Here is a 19,697-nt window from a genome sequence, read left to right on the forward strand (position 1 = left end):
ATCAAATAAAGTAGGATGATTTTAGAAATGAAAGTCCCTTCACCGGGAGAATCGATAACCGAAGTAGAAATAGCGGAATGGCTAGTGCAAGACGGAGATTATGTTGAGAAAGATCAAGCTATTGCAGAGGTAGATTCAGATAAGGCTACCTTAGAGCTTCCAGCAGAGGAAAGCGGAATTATTACATTAAAAGCAGAAGAAGGTGATGCTGTTGCAGTAGGTGCCGTTGTTTGTTTAATAGATACGTCTGCCGCTAAACCAGAAGGTTCGGCTGATGCTCCTGCTAAAGAAGAGAAAAAAGAAGAGGCTGCGCCTAAAGCAGCAACTCCTAAGCCTGCAGAAGCAGCAAAAACATATGCAACAGGGACAGCGTCTCCTGCGGCAAAGAAAATATTAAGTGAAAAAGGAATAGAAGCATCTACTGTATCTGGTACAGGTAAAGATGGTAGAGTTACTAAAGATGATGCGGTAAATGCCGTGCCATCTATGGGTACGCCAACTACTGGTGGTAATCGTGGGGAAACTCGTTCTAAATTATCAATGTTACGTCGTAAAGTGGCAGAGCGTTTGGTTTCGGCTAAAAATGAAACTGCAATGCTTACTACATTTAACGAGGTAGATATGTCTCCTATTTTTGCATTGCGTAATCAATACAAAGAAGCTTTTAAGGCAAAGCATGGTGTTGGTTTAGGATTTATGTCTTTCTTTACTAAGGCTGTTGTTCGCGCATTGGAGATGTACCCATCTGTAAATGCAATGATAGATGGTAAGGAAATGATTGCTTACGATTTTGCAGATATTAGTATTGCTGTTTCTGGTCCAAAAGGATTAATGGTACCGGTAATAAGAAATGCAGAAAACTTATCTTTTAGAGGTGTAGAGGCAGAAGTAAAACGTTTGGCTATTAGAGCTCGTGAAGGTGAAATTACTGTAGATGAAATGACAGGTGGAACATTTACGATTACAAATGGTGGTGTTTTTGGTTCTATGTTATCTACACCAATTATTAACCCTCCACAGAGTGCTATTCTAGGAATGCACAATATTGTAGAGCGCCCAATTGCTAAAAATGGCGAGGTTGTAATTGCTCCTATTATGTATGTTGCTGTATCTTATGATCACAGAATTATTGATGGTAAAGAATCTGTAGGTTTCTTAGTTGCTATAAAAGAAGCGTTAGAAAACCCAGAAGAATTATTAATGAATAATGATGTTAAGAAAGCGTTAGAAATGTAATTTTAATAATATCTTAAATAAATAAAAAAGGGCCAAAGTTTTAACTTTAGCCCTTTTTTATTTTAGTATCCTTTTGTTAGTTGCAACCCATATCTGTTTTGGATTCGCTATCTGCGTTAGGAAAACAATTTCCAGAAGGCAAACTTTCTGGCGTATATCTGCTTAAATTAGAATCGTAAAGTGCATTTTCTACAAAAGTAGTTAAGTCGTTAATTTCTTCTGTTGATAAATTAAGGGGAATAAAATTATCTGATAATTGACTTTTTGGTACATCAATATTTTCAGGAATGCCCTTATTTTTGTATTCTATAACTTCTTTTATGCTTGTAAAACTTCCGCCGTGACCAAAGTTTGCTGCGTCTTTTAAATTGTATAGTGTTGGTATTTTAAATTTATAGTTGTCTTCAGTTTTACCTGTAAATCCGCCTCTACCCTTTTTTGTAGCTTCATCAATAGTAATATGAGAGCTACTAGGATCTAAATCCTTCATGCCTAATGCATAAAAACCAGTTTTGTTTAATCCTGGTCCGGAATGACATGTGTAGCATTCAGCTTTTCCAAAAAATAAATTTGCACCTTTTAATTCATTGGGTGATAGTGCATTTTGGTCTCCTCTTAGCCATTCTTGAAAAGGTGCTTTGCTAGAGAGTACAATTCTTTCATAAGCTGCAATAGCTAAGCCTGCGTTAATGGTAGAATACCTGTTGCTTTCTTGGATTTCAGGGAAGGCGTCATCAAACATAGCTTTGTATCCATTGTTTTCTAAAAACGCTATATCTATTAATAGACGGTGAACTCCTAGTCCTGCAATTGCTTGTGTTTCTATGCCTTCAAATCCAAGAGTGTTTCTTTCTTTAGGTGTGTTTGGTGTCCAGTTGCTTTCTGTGCCTGTATTTTCTGATGTTCCACCAAACTGACCATTCCAAAGCATTACTTTTTGGTAGGCTGTATTTAAAATAGTAGGGGACTTTATAGGTTGTACGTCTAAGTCTGTCTCTAAGTAATCTATAGACATATGTCTTGTTTCGCCTTTTGCTCCGTAGCCAAAACCACCTTCGCCAATACCTTGTAAATTCCCGCTTTGAAAACCTGCTGCTGCGTGGTGACAACTAGCGCAAGAATAGGTGTTAGTTCCAATTTCTTTTATTGGATTAAGGGCAAGTCCAGTTTCGTGAAATAATAATTTACCCAATGCTACCTTTTCTGGTGTTAAAGGGTTTTTAGGGTCACTTGGTATGTTGTTTAAGTCGTTTTCTAAGGGTATTTGTAGGGCTTCTAAGGAGCCATAAAGAGAGGTTATATTTTCTTGTAAAATGCTTTCTTCTGCTTTTTGGTAGTCATTATCGTCGTTAGCGCAGCTGGTTGTAAATACTATAAATACTGAAGCTAAACAGTATAATATTATTTTTTGAATTGTCATGGTTGTAGTATTTTGTGCGCAAAAATCTACATTTTAATAAAATCGAGCTTCAATTAATCGTTACAATGCGAATAAAAAGGATGAGATTATCTTATAATTTAAAGTACACACATTTCTTATCGTAATCTATAATCGCTTTTGTTTTCTTTAATATATCTGCTCCAATAATACCATCTACAGGCAGCGCATTGTGGTTTATTAGGGCTTGGTTAACGTGCACAAGATCAAATAAAACAATTTTAAGTTTTTTATATTTCCAAGCTCCAATTTTTATGGTGTTTTTAGTCGAAATTTGAGTTTCCATTTCTGTGGCGCCTGCACCGGCAGCTTTTATTTCTGACTCTTCAGGAATTAGCTTAAAGTTTTCAATTTTATCTATGCCTATGCAAGTGTTAGATGCTCCTGTGTCTAGAATAAACCGACCTGAAATAGTGTTGATCTTTCCTTTTATTTCAAAATGATTAGTTGGGGTAAGCGTCAGGTTAATTTTGGTATACCCTTTTTTAAGTAGAATTTTTTTTAAGCTAGACATGTATTCAGTTTTTGTACAAATATATATCAATCTTTAAGAGATAAAGGAAAATGAAACTATATCGTTTTAAAAACAATAAAATCTATAAGATAATTCTATTTTTGTGGTATGATTTTAACAGATACACATACACATTTATATAGTGAAGCTTTTGATGAAGATAGGGGTGAAGCTATAGAAAAGGCAATACAAAGTGGGGTAAAGCGTTTTTTTATTCCTGCAATAGATTCGACTTACACAAGTGCTATGCTTACTTTGGAAGAAGCTTATCCGGATAACGTTTTTTTAATGATGGGACTTCATCCAACGCATGTGAAGGAAAACTACCATGTAGAATTGGTACATATTGAAGAAATGTTAGCACAACGAAAATTTTATGCCGTTGGGGAAATAGGAATAGATTTGTTCTGGGATAAAACGTTTTTAAAAGAACAGCAAGACGCCTTTAGGCATCAGATTCAATTGGCTAAAAAGTATAAATTACCTATTGTAATTCACTGTAGAGATGCCTTTGAGGAGGTTTTTGAAATTTTAGAAGAACAAAAAGGTGATGATCTACGGGGTATTTTTCATTGTTTTACGGGTACATTGGAACAAGCAAAATTGGCTATATCTTACAATATGAAGTTGGGTATAGGTGGTGTAGTTACTTTTAAGAATGGTAAAATTGATAAATTTTTAAACGAAATAGATATTGAAAACATTGTTTTAGAAACCGATGCTCCTTATTTGGCGCCAACACCATTTAGAGGAAAAAGAAATGAAAGTGCTTATATCGTAAACGTGGCGCAAAAACTTGCTGAAATATATAATAAGGATATAGCCGAGATCGCAGAAATAACAACAAGGAACTCTGAGTCGGTGTTTGGAGTGTAAAAATGAAGATGACTATGGCAAATAAGACAAAAATATTACTTGTCTATACCGGAGGAACAATTGGTATGGTAAAAGATTATAAAACAGGAGCTTTAAAGGCTTTTAATTTTAATAATCTAATGAAAAGTATACCAGAATTAAAGCAGTTGGATTGCTCTGTTGATAGTGTTTCTTTTGATGAGCCTATAGATTCGTCTAATATGAGTCCGTCTCATTGGGTATCTATTGCTACTATAATAGAAGAAAATTATGATGCTTTTGATGGTTTTGTAATTCTGCATGGTAGTGATACGATGAGTTATACAGCTTCTGCTCTAAGTTACATGTTAGAGCATCTTAGTAAACCGGTAATTTTAACAGGTTCTCAATTGCCAATAGGCGACTTGCGTACGGATGCCAAAGAAAACTTAATTACGTCTATACAGGTAGCAGCTTTGAGAGATGGTGATAGGGCTGTTATACAGGAAGTGTGTTTGTATTTTGAATATAAGTTATATAGGGGTAACCGTACTACAAAAATTAATGCTGAACATTTTGAAGCTTTTGCTTCATTAAATTATCCAGAATTAGCAGAGTCTGGTGTTCATTTAAAAGTAAATACAGAATATTTAAGGAAAAAGAGGTATCAGAAACCGCTAAAAGTGCATAAAAATCTAGACGATAACGTTGTTATTCTTAAATTATTTCCGGGATTAAACAAGAATGTACTAAAAAGTGTGTTAAATATTCCCGATTTAAAAGGTGTAATATTGGAAACATATGGAGCTGGTAATGCGCCTACAGAGAAATGGTTGTTAAATGACATAAAAAATGCAATAAAAAGAGGATTGCATATTGTTAATGTTACACAGTGTTCTGGAGGTAGTGTTTTGCTAGGGCAGTATGAAACCAGTGAGGAGTTACAGAGCTTGCAAATTATTAATGGTAAGGATATTACAACGGAAGCAGCTGTTACTAAGTTAATGTATTTATTGGGTGCAGGTGTGTCTCCAAAACTATTTAAAACACTTTTTGAAACTCCTTTGCGAGGAGAATTGCAATAAAAATAACATATATAATTTCTTTAACTAATATTTTTTTTGTTATTTGGACCCGTTAAACTTATGAATAGAGAGGTGGCCGAGTGGTCGAAGGCGCACGCCTGGAAAGTGTGTATACATCACAAGTGTATCGAGGGTTCGAATCCCTTCCTCTCTGCAGATAAGTTTATTTTAATTTTATTATAACATTTTTTTTTTATCTTTAACCCTATTAACTAACTAAATTAAGTTTCGAAAATGAAAAGATTATCATCTATCCTAGCTGTAGCTGGGTTGTTTGTTTTTAGTACAAATACAGTAAATGCAGCTACTTTATTACAAGAAGCAGCAGAAAAAGACGCTCCAAAAGGATTTGTTCAAGTTTTAAAAGAACAATTTATTACTGGTGGCCCTGCATTTATGGGTATTGTACTTTTATGTTTAATTCTTGGTCTTGCAGTGGCAATAGAAAGAATTATTTATTTAAACATGGCAAGCACAAACACTGCTAAATTAAAGCAAAGAGTTGAAGACGCTTTAGCATCTGGTGGTGTAGAAGCAGCTAAAGAAGTATGTAGAAACACAAAAGGACCTGTAGCGTCTATTTTCTACCAAGGATTAGATAGAGCTGGTGAGAGTATAGAGTCTGCTGAAAAAGCAGTTGTAGCTTACGGTGGTGTACAAATGGGTCAGTTAGAGAAGAATGTTTCTTGGTTGTCTTTATTTATCGCTATTGCACCAATGCTTGGTTTTATGGGTACGGTAATTGGTATGATCCAAGCCTTCCAGAAGATTGCAGCAGTAGGTAACTTAAGTGCATCTTTAATTGCAGGTGATATTCAGGTTGCATTATTAACAACTGTATTTGGTCTTGTTACTGCCATTATTCTTCAGGTTTTTTACAATTACATCATTGCTAAAATTGATAGTATTGTAAATGATATGGAAGATTCTTCAATCTCTTTGATTGATATGTTGGTAGATCACAAAAAATAAGTCGGACCTTAATACAAAAGCATTATGCAAAAAATAATTAAAATAGCCTTAATCGTAATAGGCCTTATATCGGCTGTGCTATGGTATTTTTTACCATCGGGGGATTTTACTATTCCTGAGGTAGCAGCTGAGGCGGCGAACAGTAGTGCAATGAACTTTATGTTTATTATTACATATATCTTGTTGGGTATAGCAGTAGTGGTAGCTTTGGTTTACACACTTAAAAACTTGTTTTCAACTCCAGAGAACCTTAAAAAAGCCTTATTTGCTTTAGTTGGTTTTGCACTTGTAGTAATTATTTCGTACTTTTTATCAAACGGAGAAGATTTAGATCCTCAGTTTTTAACAGATATGAATGCTACAACTAGTACAGTTAAAAATATTGGAACTGGTATTTACACGTTCTTAATATTAGCAATAGTTGCTGTTGTACTAATGATTGTACCAAGTGTAAAAAAATTAATCGGTAAATAAAAAACAATAATTATGGCAAGAAGAGGTGGAGCACCAGAAGTAAGTGCCGGTTCTATGGCAGATATCGCTTTCTTACTGCTTATCTTTTTCTTAGTAACTACTACTATAGAAACAGATGCAGGATTAGATCGTATGTTGCCTCCTAAAGAGCCGCCTACTGACGAAGAAATAATTCTTAAGAAAAAAAATATCTTTACCGTTCAAATAGGTAAAGATGGTCAATTGCTGGTAGAAGAAGACCTTTTAGATATTAAAAAGCTAAGAGAAAAAGCGGTTGCTTTTTTAGATAATGGTGGGGCAGTAAAGGGAGATCCTAATTATTGTGACTATTGTGAAGGAGAAAGGAGTCCAGAGTCTTCTGATAATCCAATCAAAGCAGTTATTTCATTAAAGAATGATCGTGAAACTAAATATTCTGTATACATAACAGTTCAGAATGAGTTAGTGGCAGCATATAATGAATTGCGTAATAGAACGGCTAAAAAGTTAGGTTATAATATGTCTTTTACAGAAATGGAAGCGGCATATGCAGACCAAGAAACTCCAGATGAAACTAAGGAAAAGTTGAAAGTTAGAATTAAGAAAATTCAAGATCTTTATCCTCAGAAATTATCTGAAGCTGAAACTAGCACAAATTAATAACATTTAATACAAAGGAATATGTCAAAATTTAAAAAGAAAAAAGACGGAGAATTACCTCCAGTTTCTACGGCTTCTCTTCCGGATATTGTATTTATGCTTTTGTTTTTCTTTATGACGGTTACTGTAATGAAAGATAGCGAACCAATGGTAGCAAATGAGTTGCCAAACGCTACTGAGTTAAAGAAGTTAGAAAAGAAAGATAGGGTAGTTTATATTTTTGTTGGTCAACCTACAGAAAAATATCAAAATGCTTTTGGTAAAGAGCCTAAGATACAGTTAAACGATAAGTTTGCTAATGTTTCTGAAGTAGGAGATTACGTTTTAGAAGAAATTGCTAAAAAACCACAAGAGGTTCAAAGTTCTATAACAACTGCTTTAAAAGTTGATAAGAATGCCAATATGGGTATTATTATGGATATTAAAGAAGAGTTAAGAAAAGTAAATGCTTTAAAGGTAAATTACACTACATATGATGGTGATGCTTTTAAAAACTTACAATAATTTAGATAGTTAAACTATTATAAGCGCTTCAGATAGGTAATACTATTTGGAGCGTTTTTTTTGTACCATCATTTTAAATACTTATTTATGTTACGCAATAGCTTTCTTGTAATTTTCTTCTTGTTTTTCTTAGGTATGTCGGCTCAAAATAGTACTGTAGATAGCCTTTATTTAGAAGATCAGTTTTATCTTGGTTTAACCTACAATACTTTTGGTAGTTTACCATCTGAAATGACGCAGCGGAACCTTCCCTTTGGTTTGCAATTTGGATTTATAAAAGATATGCCTATTAATGAAAGTCGCACTGTATCTATTGGTGTAGGATTGGGGTATGCTTTAAATAATTATTACTCTAACCTAGTAGCTACAAAAGAAAATAATGTGATTTCATATTCTTTTGCAGATGATGATACGGATTATAAGCGTAGTAAAATTGAAACTCATTTAGTTGAGTTGCCAATAGAATTTCGTTGGAGAAAGTCTACACCAACAGATTATAAGTTTTTAAGAATTTATGGAGGTGTTAAATTAGGGTATGCATTTTCTGCCAGGTCTAAATTTATTTCAGATGATTTAAAAGAATCTTTTTCTAATAAGGATATAGATAAAATTAGATATGGTTTGCAGTTTAATATGGGTTATAATACGTGGAATGTCCACGTCTATTATGGTTTAAATAGTTTATTAGATGGAGCAACAGTGAATGGGGAGGATTTAAGTTTAAAACCGATAAGGGTTGGTTTTAACTTCTATATTTTATAACCAGTACTTTATTGTAATCAGTTGAGAAACTAAACCGATTAAAAAACCAACTATAATTTCTGCACTGTTATTTGCTTTAAGGTAGAGTCTACTTGTCGCTACAATTCCTGTGCAAATTATTGCGGTAGCAATTGCAAAAATAATATTTACTTCAAAATGAACGCTAAGGTTTATTAATAGCATGGTTAATGTTCCTAGTCCCATTAAATGCATACTACTCTTAAAACGCATAAAAAGCAGCACTAAGGTGCTGAATGTTGCTGCAACTAAACCTAAAAAGAAAAAGAATAGTTCTTTTGAGTAGTTGTTGGGTATTACTTTATATACAATAAGTAATAAAAGGCCTAGGCTTATGTATAATGGGTATTTTCTTTCCTCTAATGAAGGTGCCGAAAAAGAGGATAATGCACCTATGCTTCTTAATATAATGTAACACACTAGTGGTACAATAACTGTTAATATAAGAATAGGTAATAGGTTGCCCATAAATAGATTGGCAGTGTAATATTGCGGTGTAATTTTAAAGTAGCACAAAGTACCAATTACAGGAGTAAATAAAGGGTGAAAAATAGAGGATGCTAATTTAGAAAATCCTTTCATTAAATTTGTTTTCTTAACCTTGCTACAGGAATGTTTAGTTGTTCCCTGTATTTAGCTACTGTACGGCGAGCAATAGGGTATCCTTTTTCTTTTAATATAGCAGCTAGTTTGTCGTCCGTTAATGGTTTTCTTTTTTCTTCTTCGCCAATAACAGTTTCAAGTATTTTTTTTATTTCCTTTGTAGAAACATCTTCTCCTTGCTCATTTTTCATAGACTCAGAGAAGTATTCTTTTATTAATTTTGTGCCGTAAGGAGTGTCTACGTACTTGCTATTGGCGACCCTAGAGACGGTAGAAACATCCATACTTATGGTGTCTGCAATATCTTTTAAAATCATAGGTCTTAACTTGCGCTCGTCCCCTGTTAAAAAATATTCTTCTTGGTAGTTCATAATAGCGCTCATTGTAATAAAAAGCGTTTGTTGCCTTTGTTTAATAGCGTCTATAAACCACTTTGCAGCATCTAGCTTTTGTTTAATGAAAAATACAGTGTCTTTTTGAGATTTAGATTTTGTTTTAGAATTTTTATATCCTTCAAGCATATTGTTATACTGTCTAGATACGTGTAGCTCTGGAGCATTTCTTCCGTTTAAGGTAAGTTCTAATTCACCATCAGCAATTTTTATAGAAAAATCGGGAACAATGTGTTCTATCATTCTTGTATTGCCTGCGTAAGATCCACCTGGTTTTGGATTCAATTTTTCAATCTCAGAAATAGCACCCTTAAGTTCTTCTTCTGTTATATTGTGTTTCTGTATTAATTTCTTGTAATGTTTTTTTGTAAACTGATCAAAAGACTTCTCTAGAATTAATGTAGCTAATTCTATTTCTTTATTTTCTTCTTTTCTAGATAGCTGTATAATTAAGCATTCTTCTAAGGATCTAGCAGCTACGCCAGGTGGATCCAAATCTTGAACTAGTTTTAAGACCTTTAGTATGTCTTTTTCTTCAGCAAATATGTTTTGTGTAAAAGCAAGGTCGTCCATAATATCAGTTATGGGTCTACGTATGTAACCACTCTCATCTACACTACCAATTAAAAATTCTGCAATAGACCAATCTTGATCGTCTAAATAAACAGTGTTTAATTGTGTCATTAAGTATTGGTGAAAAGATGTTCCTGCAGCATATGGTATGCTCTTTTCGTCATCATCTGCACTATAATTATTAGCTTGGGTGCGATAGTCAGGAACTTCATCATCAGAAAGATATTCATCTATGTTTATATCTTCTGCTTCAATTTTTTCAGTATCATTATCATACAAATCATCAAATTCATCCTCTATAGAATCGGCTTCATCTTTACCAGTTTCTAAAGCGGGGTTTTCTTCTAACTCTTGTTTTAAACGTTGTTCAAAAGCTTGAGTCGGAAGTTGAATTAACTTCATAAGTTGTATCTGTTGTGGAGACAACTTTTGAGATAACTTAAATTGTAGGTGTTGTTTAAGCATTAATGTTAATTCTTTTTATGACTATTTTTGTTGTTAATACTACTAAAATTCTGCGTTTTGTGGTGTTCTTGGAAAAGGAATAACATCTCTTATGTTGCCCATTCCTGTAGCAAAAAGCACTAAGCGTTCAAAACCAAGACCAAAACCACTGTGTACAGCGCTACCATATTTTCTTAGGTCTGTGTACCACCATAGTTCTTTTTCGTCTATGTCTAAGTCTTTCATTTTTTCTAAAAGAACATCTAAACGCTCTTCTCTTTGCGAACCGCCAACTATTTCTCCAATGCCTGGAAAAAGAATGTCCATTGCTCTTACGGTTTTACCATCTTCATTTAAACGCATATAAAATGCTTTTATTTTAGCAGGGTAATCAAACAAAATAACGGGACATTTAAAATGCTTTTCTACAAGAAAACGTTCGTGCTCACTTTGTAAATCTGCTCCCCATTCGTTTATAGGGAACTTAAACTTTTTCTTTTTGTTAGGTTTGCTGTTTTTTAAGATATCTATAGCTTCTGTATAAGTAACTCTTTTAAAGTTATTTTCTGTAATGAACTTTAACTTTTCAATTAACGGCATTTCACTACGTTCGGCAGCAGGTTTTGATTTTTCTTCATCTAATAAACGCTTTTCTAAAAATTCTAAATCGTCTTTACAGTTTTCTAAAACGTAAGATAATACGCTTTTTATAAAGTCTTCTGCTAGATCCATGTTTGCATCTAGATCATAAAAAGCCATTTCTGGTTCTATCATCCAAAACTCAGCAAGGTGTCTAGAAGTGTTAGAGTTTTCTGCTCTAAAAGTTGGTCCAAAAGTATATACTTTTCCTAAGCCCATTGCATAGGTTTCCGCTTCTAATTGTCCGGATACAGTTAGGTTTGTTTCTTTTCCAAAAAAGTCTTTTGAGTAATCAATAGTACCATCTTCTGTTAAAGGTGGGTTTTTGCTATCTAGTGTAGATACTTTAAAAATTTCTCCAGCTCCTTCAGCATCAGATCCTGTTATTATTGGGGTGTGAACGTGAAAAAAACCATTTTGTTGAAAATATTGGTGTACCGCAAAAGATAACGCAGAACGCATACGCATTACAGCAGAAAAAGTATTTGTTCTTACACGTAAATGTGCCTTTTCTCTTAAAAACTCTAAAGTGTGTTTTTTAGGTTGAATAGGGTATGTTTCTGGATCTGCAGTACCGTGAACATCTAAGGAAGAAACTTGTATCTCCATAGATTGCCCTTTTCCTTGACTCTCTACAAGCGTTCCTTTAACTTTTATAGCGGCTCCTGTAGAGATTTGCTTTAATAGGTTTTCGTCTAACTTTTCAAAATCGACAACACATTGTATATTTTGTATCGTGGAGCCATCATTTAAAGCAATAAATCTGTTGCTTCTAAATGTTTTTACCCAACCATTAATGGTTACTTCTTGTAAAAGTTGTTTCCCTGACAGTAAGTCTTTTATGCTGTTTATGTTCATTTCTTGTAAAATATACTTCTTATTTTAAGTGATAAAGATAACTTTTTTGAATTGTCTTTAAAATACTCAAATTAATTTTGATTATTGATTTGATTTTTTTTCTTGATTTTTACCTCGTCTTTTGGCAAAATATCTATTTGTGGCTTTTTTAAAACCTGTTTGTTTGCAATACTACGCTCCAAAGATAATAGTAATGATGGTAATAAAATTAAGTTTGCTAGCATTGCGAATAATAGCGTTGCAGAAACTAATGCTCCTAATGCTACTGTACCGCCAAAGTTAGATATAACAAATACAGAAAAACCAAAGAACAGCACTATAGATGTGTAAAACATACTAACTCCTGTTTCTCTTAAGGCTGCATAAACAGATTTTTTAATGGCCCATTTATTTACTACGAGTTCTTGCCTGTATTTGGCTAAAAAGTGAATAGTGTCATCTACAGATATACCAAAAGCTATACTAAATACTAATATTGTAGATGGTTTTATTGGGACACCCACAAAGCCCATTACACCAGCTGTAATAATTAAGGGTAGCAGGTTGGGAATTAAAGAAATTACAATCATTCTAAAAGACCTAAATAAATAGGCCATAAATAGCGCAATAAGTGCAATTGCCAAAGCTAATGATAGTACAAGGTTATTAACTAGGTATTTTGTTCCTTTTAAAAATAGTAGAGCCTTGCCTGTTAAAAAGGTATTGTATCTTTCTTTCGGGAAAATTTTATCTAAATTCTCTTGTAATTCACCTTCTATATCTTGCATCCGCTCCGTATCTACATCTCTCATAAATGTAGTGATATGAGCTGTTTGTCCTGTAGAGTCTACAAAGCTTTTTAGTAAATCACCCTCACCCTTGGAGTTGCGAACAACGTCCATAATAAAATTATTCTCTTGTGTGGTAGGTAATTGATAGTATTTAGGAATGCCATTGTAAAACGCTTGTTTAGAGTATTTTACTAAGTTTACAATAGAAATTGGTTTCGATAATTCCGGAATTTCATCTATAACATCGCCAAGCCTGTCCATTCTTTTTAATGTGGCTGGTTTTAATACTCCGTTTTTTCTTTTGGTGTCTATTACAATTTCAACGGGCATTATACCATTATACTCTTTTTCAAAAAATCGAATATCCTTAAAGAATTCTGCTTTCTTGGGCATATCTTCTATAGGACTACCAGATATTTTTATCTGATAAATTCCAATGATACTTATAGTTAATAAAAGTACAGAGACAATGTATACTGAGATTCTTTTGTTTCTAACAATATTCTCCATCCAACTTACAAACGTGTCAATCCATTTGGTATTTAAATGCTTTAAATGCTTGTCTTTTGGCATTGGTAAAAAGCTATAAACAATAGGGATAATTAATAATGAAAGAATAAAAATACCAATGATGTTTATAGAAGCAACAATTCCAAATTCTTTTAATAATTGACTGTCTGTAATTATAAATGTTGCAAATCCTGATGCCGTTGTAATGTTGGTCATTAAGGTGGCATTTCCAATTTTAGAAATAACACGCTGTAAAGACAGTGCTTTGTTTCCGTGTTTTTTTACTTCTTGCTGATATTTATTTATCAAAAAGATACAGTTAGGTATACCTATTACAATAATTAACGGTGGTATTAAGGCTGTTAAAACTGTAATCTCATACTGTAGCAATCCTAAAATACCAAAGGCCCACATTACGCCAATAATAACGACGCACATAGATATAAATGTGGCTCTAAAACTTCTAAAGAAGAAAAAGAATATTAGCGAAGTAACACCAAGCGCAGCAAGTATAAACTTATTTATCTCGTCTATAATGTTCTTAGAATTCATTGTGCGTATATATGGCATTCCAGATATATGCAAATTCATCTTAGTTTCTTCTTCAAATCTGTCTGTAAGGTGTAAAAAATCTTTTAAAATAAAATCTTTTCTAACAGAGGTGTTTACGATGTCTTTGTCTAAGTAAACTAAAGTTCTAATTGTTCCTGTTTCCTTGTTGTAAAGCAGGTTTTCATAAAACGGCATATTTTCAAAAAGATGCTGCTTTAAACTATCTATTTCTGCTTTAGTTCTAGGTTTGGACTTTATAAAATTTTGAAGTAAAAATTTCTGCCCATCTTCAGACTTTACCAGCTCTTTAAGGTTGTCTGTAGATAATACAAAATCTACCTCCGGAAAAGCATCTAATTGTTTGCTAAGTTTGTTCCATCTATTAAATTTTTCAGGAGTATATAGGGTACTGTCTTTTGCAGCTATAGCAATAACGTTACCTTCTTCTCCAAATAATTTTAAAAATGATTGGTACTTAATATTAACCGGATGATGATCTGGTAATAAGTTAGCTTCTGAGCTAGAGAACTTCATGTTTTTCCATTGAAATCCAAGGAAAACTGTAAAAGCTATGATGAGTAATATAATGAGAATTCTATTTCTTAGAATTATCCGAGCGGTTTTAGCCCAAAAACCTTGCGTAATCTTTGCAACCATTATAAATAATTAAGGTGCGCAAAGGTAAAGAATGTATGTTAGTGTTCCCAAAAAATGGGGTTTAAATACGGATTAATGGTAAAGAAACATTAATCTTCTATTTTGATATTGTGTTCTTTGCAGAAATTCACAAATTCTTTAACTGTTTTATTCAGTTTATAGAGGTTTAGGTCTCTGTGTTTTCCGTTAGCAAGTTGTAGTTTGTACTTTTTGACGTTGAGTATTTTTGTTGTTTTAAAAGACTTTATTTCTTTAGAGGTATAAAACTCTTTGTAAGATTTTTTGGTTAGCATGTAATATGCGTAGCCAATAGCACAAATAATTAGTGCTAATGACATATAAAAAAGAATATTGCCTTGGTTGTTGAAGATGTTTAAGGCGGAGCTTAGTATTATAAGTACAGAGAAGGTTTTAGCATTACTTAGTTGACTTTTAATATCGTCTATAAGTTGTATTTTGCCTAAATCTTCTCTGTATAGTACTTTCATTAATGATTCATTTTTATTAAACTTTCATTATCTCAACCTCTTTTGTAGCTAGTAAAGTATCTATTTTTTTAGTGTAAGAGTTTGTAAGTTCTTGTACTTCTGCTTCTGCGTTCTTTTTTAAATCCTCGGATGCATCATCTGAAGATCTTATTTCTTTGTTTGCTTCTTGTCTAGCATTTCTAATGCCAACTTTTGCATCTTCTGCTTCTCCTTTAGCTTGTTTCGCTAAATCTTTTCTTCTCTCTTCTGTTAATGGTGGAACATTGATAATAACAAAGTCTCCATTGTTCATAGGATTAAATCCAAGATTGGCATTCATAATAGCTTTTTCTATTTCGTGAAGCATATTTTTTTCCCATGGCTGAACAGATATAGTTCTAGCATCAGGTGTATTTATATTTGCAATTTGAGCAAGAGGTGTAGATGAGCCATAATAATCTACCATTACGCTAGATAGCATAACCGGACTAGCTTTACCTGCTCTAATTTTAATAAAAGCTTTTTCTAAATGGCTAATTGTACCATTCATACTTTCTTTTGTGCTGTCTATTATAAAATTAATTTCTTCGTTCATTGTGTTAGTCTTTAGTCTAGGTACGTCAGAAATTGTACCACTATAAGTTTACTTCTGTTCCTATATTTTCTCCTGATACTAATTTAAGTAAATTCCCTTTTGTGTTCATATCAAAAACTACAATAGGTAATTCGTTTTCTTGACTTAGCGTAAAAGCAGTAGTATCCATAACTTTTAAGCCTTTGTTAAGTACGTCTTGAAAAGATATTTTGTCAAATTTAGTAGCGTTAGCATCCTTTTCAGGGTCAGATGTGTAAATCCCATCTACTCTTGTCCCTTTTAATATTACATCAGCTTCAATTTCTATTGCGCGTAAAACTGCAGCAGAATCTGTTGTAAAATACGGATTTCCTGTCCCTCCACCAAAAATTACAACACGACCTTTTTCTAAATGTCTCATTGCTTTTCTTCTTATGAAAGGTTCGGCTACTTCGTTAATTTTAATTGCTGTTTGTAATCTTGTTTGTATTCCTGCATCTTCAAGAGCACTTTGTAATGCTAGGCCGTTTATAACGGTAGCTAACATTCCCATATGATCTCCTTGTACGCGGTCCATACCGTTACTTGCTCCAGAAACACCTCTAAAGATGTTTCCGCCACCAATAACAACTGCTACTTGAATACCTTTATCTACGACTTCTTTGATCTCTGAAGCATATTCTGCAAGTCTAATAGGGTCTATCCCGTATTGTCTGCTGCCCATTAAGGCTTCTCCACTAAGTTTTAAAAGTATTCTTTTATAATGCATATTGGCGTTGTTTATGGTTAGCAAAAATAATCAAAAAAATCAACGGTATTGTATCTGTTAAATTTAATTCTGACATTTTGTTAGTGTAACTAGTTTTGTAAAATAAAAAAGCCGTTTTCTTGAAAAAGAAAACGGCTTTAAATAGACTTAATGTCTTATGTTCTTGTTATCCAAGAGCAACTCTTTTAAAAGATGTTACAGCTACATCGCCGTAAGAAGAAACGTAAGTTGCTACGTTAATTTTTTCATCTTTAATAAAGTTTTGATCTAATAGACACTGCTCTTGATCAAGAGTCGTGTTGTCAGATACAAATCTTTCCATTTTTCCTGGTAAAATTTTATCCCATATTTGTTCTGGCTTACCTTCTGCTTTAAGTTGTGCTTTAGCATCTTCTTCTGCAGCAGCCATAACTTCTGGAGTTAATTGAGCCATAGAGATGTATTGAGGTACGTTTTTAAGAGTTTTTCCTAAACGACCTAACTCAATATTATCTTTTTCAATAACTGCAATTCTAGCTTCTGTTTCAGAAGCTACGTAAGCTGAATCAAAATCTTTGTAAGATAATGTAGTTGCACCCATAGATGCAATTTGCATAGCTACATCTTTACCTAAAGTTTCGATGTTATCTACTTTAGCAGAAAAACCTACTACAGCAGCAAGTTTATTAATGTGAACGTAAGAACCAACGTAAGGAGCCTCTACAGTCTCAAAAGCATTAATTTCTAATTTCTCACCAATTACACCAGTTTGTTCAACCAATTTTTCAGTAACTGTCATACCATCAAAATCAGCAGCTAAAAATTCTTCTTTAGAATTGTAGTTAAGTGCTAAATCTCCTAATTGGCTAGCAAGAGCTAAAAAGTTATCGTTTTTACCAACAAAATCAGTTTCACATGCTAATACGAATGCGACCCCTTTGTTAGCTTCTGCGTTAACTTTAGCAACAGCAGCACCTTCACTAGAGTCACGATCTGCTCTTTTTTCTGCTACTTTTTGACCTTTTTTACGTAATACGTCAATCGCTTTGTCAAAATCACCTTCAGCTTCAACTAATGCTTTTTTGCAGTCCATCATTCCTGCGCCAGTAGCTTTTCTAAGCTTGTTAACTTCTGCAGCTGTAATTTTTGCCATTTTATGTAAGTTTTAAAATTGCTCTAAGAAAATACTATTTTCTTAGAGCGATGTTAAATTAATATTTTGTTTTTAATATGTAAAAGGTTGGTTTTAGATTACTCTATACCACCTTTAGTATTGTCTTGCCATACTTTAAGCTCATCCCATTTACCTTCAGCAGCCATTTTAGCTTGCTTTGGCCAAGAACCAGGATTTTTAGATGCAAAACTAGAACCAGCAGCAGTTAAAATTGTGCTTAATTCTTCAACAGACTTAGCAGCTAAATCAGCAAAAGTGTTAATTCCTTCTTTTTGGAAAATCTCTCCAATTTTAGGACCTATTCCTTCAACTTTAGTTAAATCATCTGTAGCTACAGCTTCAGCTTTTGGAGCTTCTTCTGTTTTTGGAGTTTCTTCTGTTTTTGGAGCTTCTTTTGCTTTTGGAGCAGCAGTTTCTTTTCCTTCTTTTTCAGCTTGTTTGTCAGACTTACGATCTGCTAAACCTTCTATAATAGCATCAGAAACATGAGATAATACAGCTTCAATAGATTTAGAAGCATCATCATTAGATGGGATTATGTAATCTATAGGTCTAGGGTCAGAGTTTGTATCTACCATAGCAAAAATAGGAATGTTCAATTTTAAAGCTTCTTTTACCGCAATGTGCTCTCTCATTGTATCAACAATAAATAAAGCTCCTGGTAAACGAGTCATATCAGAGATAGAACCTAAGTTTTTCTCTAATTTAGCTCTTAAACGATCTACTTGTAAACGTTCTTTTTTAGATAAAGTTAAAAAAGTACCATCTTTTTTCATTCTATCAATAGAAGCCATTTTCTTAACAGCTTTACGAATAGTAACAAAGTTAGTTAACATACCACCTGGCCATCTTTCTGTGATGTAAGGCATATTTGCTTTCCCTGCTTTGTCTGCAACGATATCTTTTGCTTGTTTTTTAGTAGCTACGAAAAGTATTTTTCTACCTGATGCTGCAATTTTCTTAAGAGCTTCATTAGCTTCTTCAATTTTTGCAGCTGTTTTGTACAAGTTAATAACGTGTATACCGTTACGCTCCATATAGATGTATGGGGCCATATTCGGGTTCCACTTTCTTGTAAGGTGTCCAAAGTGTACACCTGCTTCTAATAAGTCTTTTACTTCAATTTTGTTTGCCATTTTGTTTGTAATAGTTTACGTTCCGTTTTACTTAGCAATGCTAAAGTAGTGCGTATGCAGTCTTTAACATTTAGATGCTAAACTAGTGCCATCTATTATGGTAATAGAGGACAACGACAACTTGTTTTAATTTTATGCTTTAGATAAATTCTAAAGACTATCAATGAACTTGTTTTGTTGGCAAAGCCAACGGGTATATAAATCAGAAAAAATCTGATGTAAAAAAACCGGAACAAAGTTCCGGAATATATTCTTAACGTTTAGAGAATTGAAATTTCTTACGGGCTTTTTTCTGACCGAATTTCTTACGCTCTACCATTCTTGGATCTCTTGTTAAAAGACCTTCTGGCTTAAGTATTAATCTGTTTTCTGCATCTACCTCGCACATTGCTCTAGATATTGCTAACCTAATAGCTTCTGCTTGTCCAGTGATACCTCCTCCGAAAACATTTACTTTTACATCAAAGTTTTCTTCATTGCTAGTTAAAGCAAATGGTTGTTTTACTTTGTATTGTAAAGTAGCTGTAGGGAAATAATCGTTTAAATCCTTTTTGTTGATTGTGATATTACCGCTTCCTTCAGAAACGTATATACGTGCAACAGCAGTTTTACGTCTGCCTATCTTATGAATTATCTCCATTATAAGTCCTTTAAGTTTATTGCTCTTGGTTTTTGCGCCTCTTGGTTGTGATCAGGACCTACGTAAACTTTAAGGTTACGAAAAAGTTCTGCTCCCAATTTATTTTTAGGTAACATACCCTTAATAGATTTTTCCACTACACGTGCTGGGTTCTTCTCCAGCATTTCAATAGCTGTCTGAGACCTTTGACCACCAGGATAACCTGTATGTCTTATATAAGTCTTAGTTTGCCATTTATTACCGCTAAGGGTAACTTTTTCCGCATTGATAACAATTACGTTATCCCCACAGTCCACATGTGGTGTAAAATTAGGTTTGTTCTTTCCTCTTAAGATTTTTGCAACCTTAGAAGCGAAACGACCTAATGTTTCTCCTTCAGCATCTACCAATAACCATTCCTTAGAAACGGTTGCTTTATTGGCTGAAATTGTCTTGTAGCTTAATGTATCCACACTAATATTTTTTTATTATTTACTTAATCCCG

At 33.5% G+C, this 19,697-nt stretch carries 21 protein-coding genes and 1 tRNA gene; 9 read left to right on the plus strand and 13 right to left on the minus strand.

Going from position 1 to position 19,697, the window contains the following annotated elements; genetic code table 11:
• Window positions 1-15 precede the first annotated feature (15 nt).
• A complete protein-coding gene (odhB, locus tag M4I21_RS07690) occupies window positions 16-1,236 on the plus strand; it encodes a 2-oxoglutarate dehydrogenase complex dihydrolipoyllysine-residue succinyltransferase (RefSeq protein WP_249558534.1) in 1,221 nt (406 codons plus the stop codon).
• 76 nt (window positions 1,237-1,312) lie between these two features.
• Here the strand turns inward: odhB and M4I21_RS07695 are convergent, their stop codons facing one another.
• On the minus strand, window positions 1,313-2,656 hold the full coding sequence (locus M4I21_RS07695) for a cytochrome-c peroxidase (RefSeq protein WP_249558535.1): 1,344 nt from the start codon (window positions 2,654-2,656) through the stop codon (window positions 1,313-1,315).
• Window positions 2,657-2,747: 91 nt separating this feature from the next.
• Entirely contained in the window at window positions 2,748-3,188 is a 441-nt protein-coding gene (locus M4I21_RS07700; RefSeq protein WP_249558536.1) for a retropepsin-like aspartic protease family protein, read from the minus strand.
• Window positions 3,189-3,296: 108 nt separating this feature from the next.
• Between M4I21_RS07700 and M4I21_RS07705 the strand changes: the two genes are divergently transcribed.
• From M4I21_RS07705 to M4I21_RS07740, 8 genes are all read left to right on the plus strand, one after another.
• Window positions 3,297-4,064, plus strand: a complete 768-nt coding sequence (locus M4I21_RS07705; RefSeq protein ID WP_249558537.1) for a TatD family hydrolase — start codon at window positions 3,297-3,299, stop codon at window positions 4,062-4,064.
• 14 nt (window positions 4,065-4,078) lie between these two features.
• The gene (locus tag M4I21_RS07710) at window positions 4,079-5,107 is read left to right on the plus strand and encodes an asparaginase (protein WP_249558538.1); all 1,029 of its coding nucleotides are present in this window, start codon (window positions 4,079-4,081) and stop codon (window positions 5,105-5,107) included.
• Between the two features lie 66 nt (window positions 5,108-5,173).
• Window positions 5,174-5,261, plus strand: a tRNA-Ser gene (locus M4I21_RS07715).
• Window positions 5,262-5,341: 80 nt separating this feature from the next.
• Entirely contained in the window at window positions 5,342-6,079 is a 738-nt protein-coding gene (locus M4I21_RS07720; protein ID WP_249558539.1) for a MotA/TolQ/ExbB proton channel family protein, read from the plus strand.
• Between the two features lie 24 nt (window positions 6,080-6,103).
• Window positions 6,104-6,553: a hypothetical protein gene (locus M4I21_RS07725; RefSeq protein WP_072303509.1), complete on the plus strand. Its 450-nt coding sequence runs from the start codon at window positions 6,104-6,106 to the stop codon at window positions 6,551-6,553.
• A gap of 12 nt (window positions 6,554-6,565) precedes the next feature.
• Window positions 6,566-7,192, plus strand: coding sequence for an ExbD/TolR family protein (locus tag M4I21_RS07730; protein ID WP_249558540.1), 627 nt, complete (start codon window positions 6,566-6,568; stop codon window positions 7,190-7,192).
• A 21-nt stretch (window positions 7,193-7,213) separates the two neighbouring features.
• On the plus strand, window positions 7,214-7,696 hold the full coding sequence (locus M4I21_RS07735) for an ExbD/TolR family protein (RefSeq protein WP_249558541.1): 483 nt from the start codon (window positions 7,214-7,216) through the stop codon (window positions 7,694-7,696).
• A gap of 87 nt (window positions 7,697-7,783) precedes the next feature.
• Window positions 7,784-8,458, plus strand: a complete 675-nt coding sequence (locus tag M4I21_RS07740; RefSeq protein ID WP_249558542.1) for a porin family protein — start codon at window positions 7,784-7,786, stop codon at window positions 8,456-8,458.
• Here the strand turns inward: M4I21_RS07740 and M4I21_RS07745 are convergent.
• The 11 genes from M4I21_RS07745 to rplM form a co-directional block, all read right to left on the minus strand.
• On the minus strand, window positions 8,453-9,058 hold the full coding sequence (locus M4I21_RS07745) for a hypothetical protein (RefSeq protein ID WP_249558543.1): 606 nt from the start codon (window positions 9,056-9,058) through the stop codon (window positions 8,453-8,455). The two genes, M4I21_RS07740 and M4I21_RS07745, sit on opposite strands and share 6 nt — an antisense overlap.
• Window positions 9,058-10,509 carry an RNA polymerase factor sigma-54 gene (gene rpoN / locus M4I21_RS07750; protein WP_249558544.1) on the minus strand — a complete coding sequence of 484 codons (1,452 nt, stop codon included), beginning with the start codon at window positions 10,507-10,509 and terminating at the stop codon, window positions 9,058-9,060. Before rpoN ends, M4I21_RS07745 begins: the two co-directional genes overlap by 1 nt.
• A gap of 42 nt (window positions 10,510-10,551) precedes the next feature.
• Window positions 10,552-11,985, minus strand: a complete 1,434-nt coding sequence (gene asnS, locus M4I21_RS07755) for an asparagine--tRNA ligase (protein ID WP_249558545.1) — start codon at window positions 11,983-11,985, stop codon at window positions 10,552-10,554.
• 71 nt (window positions 11,986-12,056) lie between these two features.
• Window positions 12,057-14,474, minus strand: a complete 2,418-nt coding sequence (locus tag M4I21_RS07760; protein WP_249558546.1) for an efflux RND transporter permease subunit — start codon at window positions 14,472-14,474, stop codon at window positions 12,057-12,059.
• An 89-nt stretch (window positions 14,475-14,563) separates the two neighbouring features.
• Window positions 14,564-14,962: a hypothetical protein gene (locus tag M4I21_RS07765; RefSeq protein ID WP_249558547.1), complete on the minus strand. Its 399-nt coding sequence runs from the start codon at window positions 14,960-14,962 to the stop codon at window positions 14,564-14,566.
• 16 nt (window positions 14,963-14,978) lie between these two features.
• Complete coding sequence (frr, locus tag M4I21_RS07770; RefSeq protein WP_249558548.1) at window positions 14,979-15,536, minus strand: ribosome recycling factor; 558 nt, start codon at window positions 15,534-15,536, stop codon at window positions 14,979-14,981.
• A 40-nt stretch (window positions 15,537-15,576) separates the two neighbouring features.
• A complete protein-coding gene (gene pyrH / locus M4I21_RS07775) occupies window positions 15,577-16,284 on the minus strand; it encodes a UMP kinase (protein ID WP_249558549.1) in 708 nt (235 codons plus the stop codon).
• A 166-nt stretch (window positions 16,285-16,450) separates the two neighbouring features.
• Window positions 16,451-17,416, minus strand: coding sequence for a translation elongation factor Ts (tsf, locus tag M4I21_RS07780; protein WP_249558550.1), 966 nt, complete (start codon window positions 17,414-17,416; stop codon window positions 16,451-16,453).
• 98 nt (window positions 17,417-17,514) lie between these two features.
• Window positions 17,515-18,573 carry a 30S ribosomal protein S2 gene (gene rpsB / locus M4I21_RS07785; protein ID WP_249558551.1) on the minus strand — a complete coding sequence of 353 codons (1,059 nt, stop codon included), beginning with the start codon at window positions 18,571-18,573 and terminating at the stop codon, window positions 17,515-17,517.
• A gap of 253 nt (window positions 18,574-18,826) precedes the next feature.
• A complete protein-coding gene (rpsI, locus tag M4I21_RS07790) occupies window positions 18,827-19,213 on the minus strand; it encodes a 30S ribosomal protein S9 (protein WP_249558552.1) in 387 nt (128 codons plus the stop codon).
• Window positions 19,213-19,665 carry a 50S ribosomal protein L13 gene (gene rplM, locus M4I21_RS07795; RefSeq protein WP_249558553.1) on the minus strand — a complete coding sequence of 151 codons (453 nt, stop codon included), beginning with the start codon at window positions 19,663-19,665 and terminating at the stop codon, window positions 19,213-19,215. Before rplM ends, rpsI begins: the two co-directional genes overlap by 1 nt.
• Window positions 19,666-19,697 lie beyond the last annotated feature (32 nt).

The organism is Cellulophaga sp. 20_2_10, from assembly GCF_023476645.1.
Classification (GTDB): Bacteria; Bacteroidota; Bacteroidia; order Flavobacteriales; family Flavobacteriaceae; genus Cellulophaga.

Excerpts from the sequence above, each read along its gene's own strand:
- odhB (WP_249558534.1), top strand. The coding sequence starts at position 16 with ATGATTTTAGAAATGAAAGTCCCTTCACCGGGAGAATCGATAACCGAA.
- M4I21_RS07695 (WP_249558535.1), bottom strand. The coding sequence starts at position 2,656 with ATGACAATTCAAAAAATAATATTATACTGTTTAGCTTCAGTATTTATA.
- M4I21_RS07700 (WP_249558536.1), bottom strand. The coding sequence starts at position 3,188 with ATGTCTAGCTTAAAAAAAATTCTACTTAAAAAAGGGTATACCAAAATT.
- M4I21_RS07705 (WP_249558537.1), top strand. The coding sequence starts at position 3,297 with ATGATTTTAACAGATACACATACACATTTATATAGTGAAGCTTTTGAT.
- M4I21_RS07710 (WP_249558538.1), top strand. The coding sequence starts at position 4,079 with ATGGCAAATAAGACAAAAATATTACTTGTCTATACCGGAGGAACAATT.
- M4I21_RS07720 (WP_249558539.1), top strand. The coding sequence starts at position 5,342 with ATGAAAAGATTATCATCTATCCTAGCTGTAGCTGGGTTGTTTGTTTTT.
- M4I21_RS07725 (WP_072303509.1), top strand. The coding sequence starts at position 6,104 with ATGCAAAAAATAATTAAAATAGCCTTAATCGTAATAGGCCTTATATCG.
- M4I21_RS07730 (WP_249558540.1), top strand. The coding sequence starts at position 6,566 with ATGGCAAGAAGAGGTGGAGCACCAGAAGTAAGTGCCGGTTCTATGGCA.
- M4I21_RS07735 (WP_249558541.1), top strand. The coding sequence starts at position 7,214 with ATGTCAAAATTTAAAAAGAAAAAAGACGGAGAATTACCTCCAGTTTCT.
- M4I21_RS07740 (WP_249558542.1), top strand. The coding sequence starts at position 7,784 with ATGTTACGCAATAGCTTTCTTGTAATTTTCTTCTTGTTTTTCTTAGGT.
- M4I21_RS07745 (WP_249558543.1), bottom strand. The coding sequence starts at position 9,058 with ATGAAAGGATTTTCTAAATTAGCATCCTCTATTTTTCACCCTTTATTT.
- rpoN (WP_249558544.1), bottom strand. The coding sequence starts at position 10,509 with ATGCTTAAACAACACCTACAATTTAAGTTATCTCAAAAGTTGTCTCCA.
- asnS (WP_249558545.1), bottom strand. The coding sequence starts at position 11,985 with ATGAACATAAACAGCATAAAAGACTTACTGTCAGGGAAACAACTTTTA.
- M4I21_RS07760 (WP_249558546.1), bottom strand. The coding sequence starts at position 14,474 with ATGGTTGCAAAGATTACGCAAGGTTTTTGGGCTAAAACCGCTCGGATA.
- M4I21_RS07765 (WP_249558547.1), bottom strand. The coding sequence starts at position 14,962 with ATGAAAGTACTATACAGAGAAGATTTAGGCAAAATACAACTTATAGAC.
- frr (WP_249558548.1), bottom strand. The coding sequence starts at position 15,536 with ATGAACGAAGAAATTAATTTTATAATAGACAGCACAAAAGAAAGTATG.
- pyrH (WP_249558549.1), bottom strand. The coding sequence starts at position 16,284 with ATGCATTATAAAAGAATACTTTTAAAACTTAGTGGAGAAGCCTTAATG.
- tsf (WP_249558550.1), bottom strand. The coding sequence starts at position 17,416 with ATGGCAAAAATTACAGCTGCAGAAGTTAACAAGCTTAGAAAAGCTACT.
- rpsB (WP_249558551.1), bottom strand. The coding sequence starts at position 18,573 with ATGGCAAACAAAATTGAAGTAAAAGACTTATTAGAAGCAGGTGTACAC.
- rpsI (WP_249558552.1), bottom strand. The coding sequence starts at position 19,213 with ATGGAGATAATTCATAAGATAGGCAGACGTAAAACTGCTGTTGCACGT.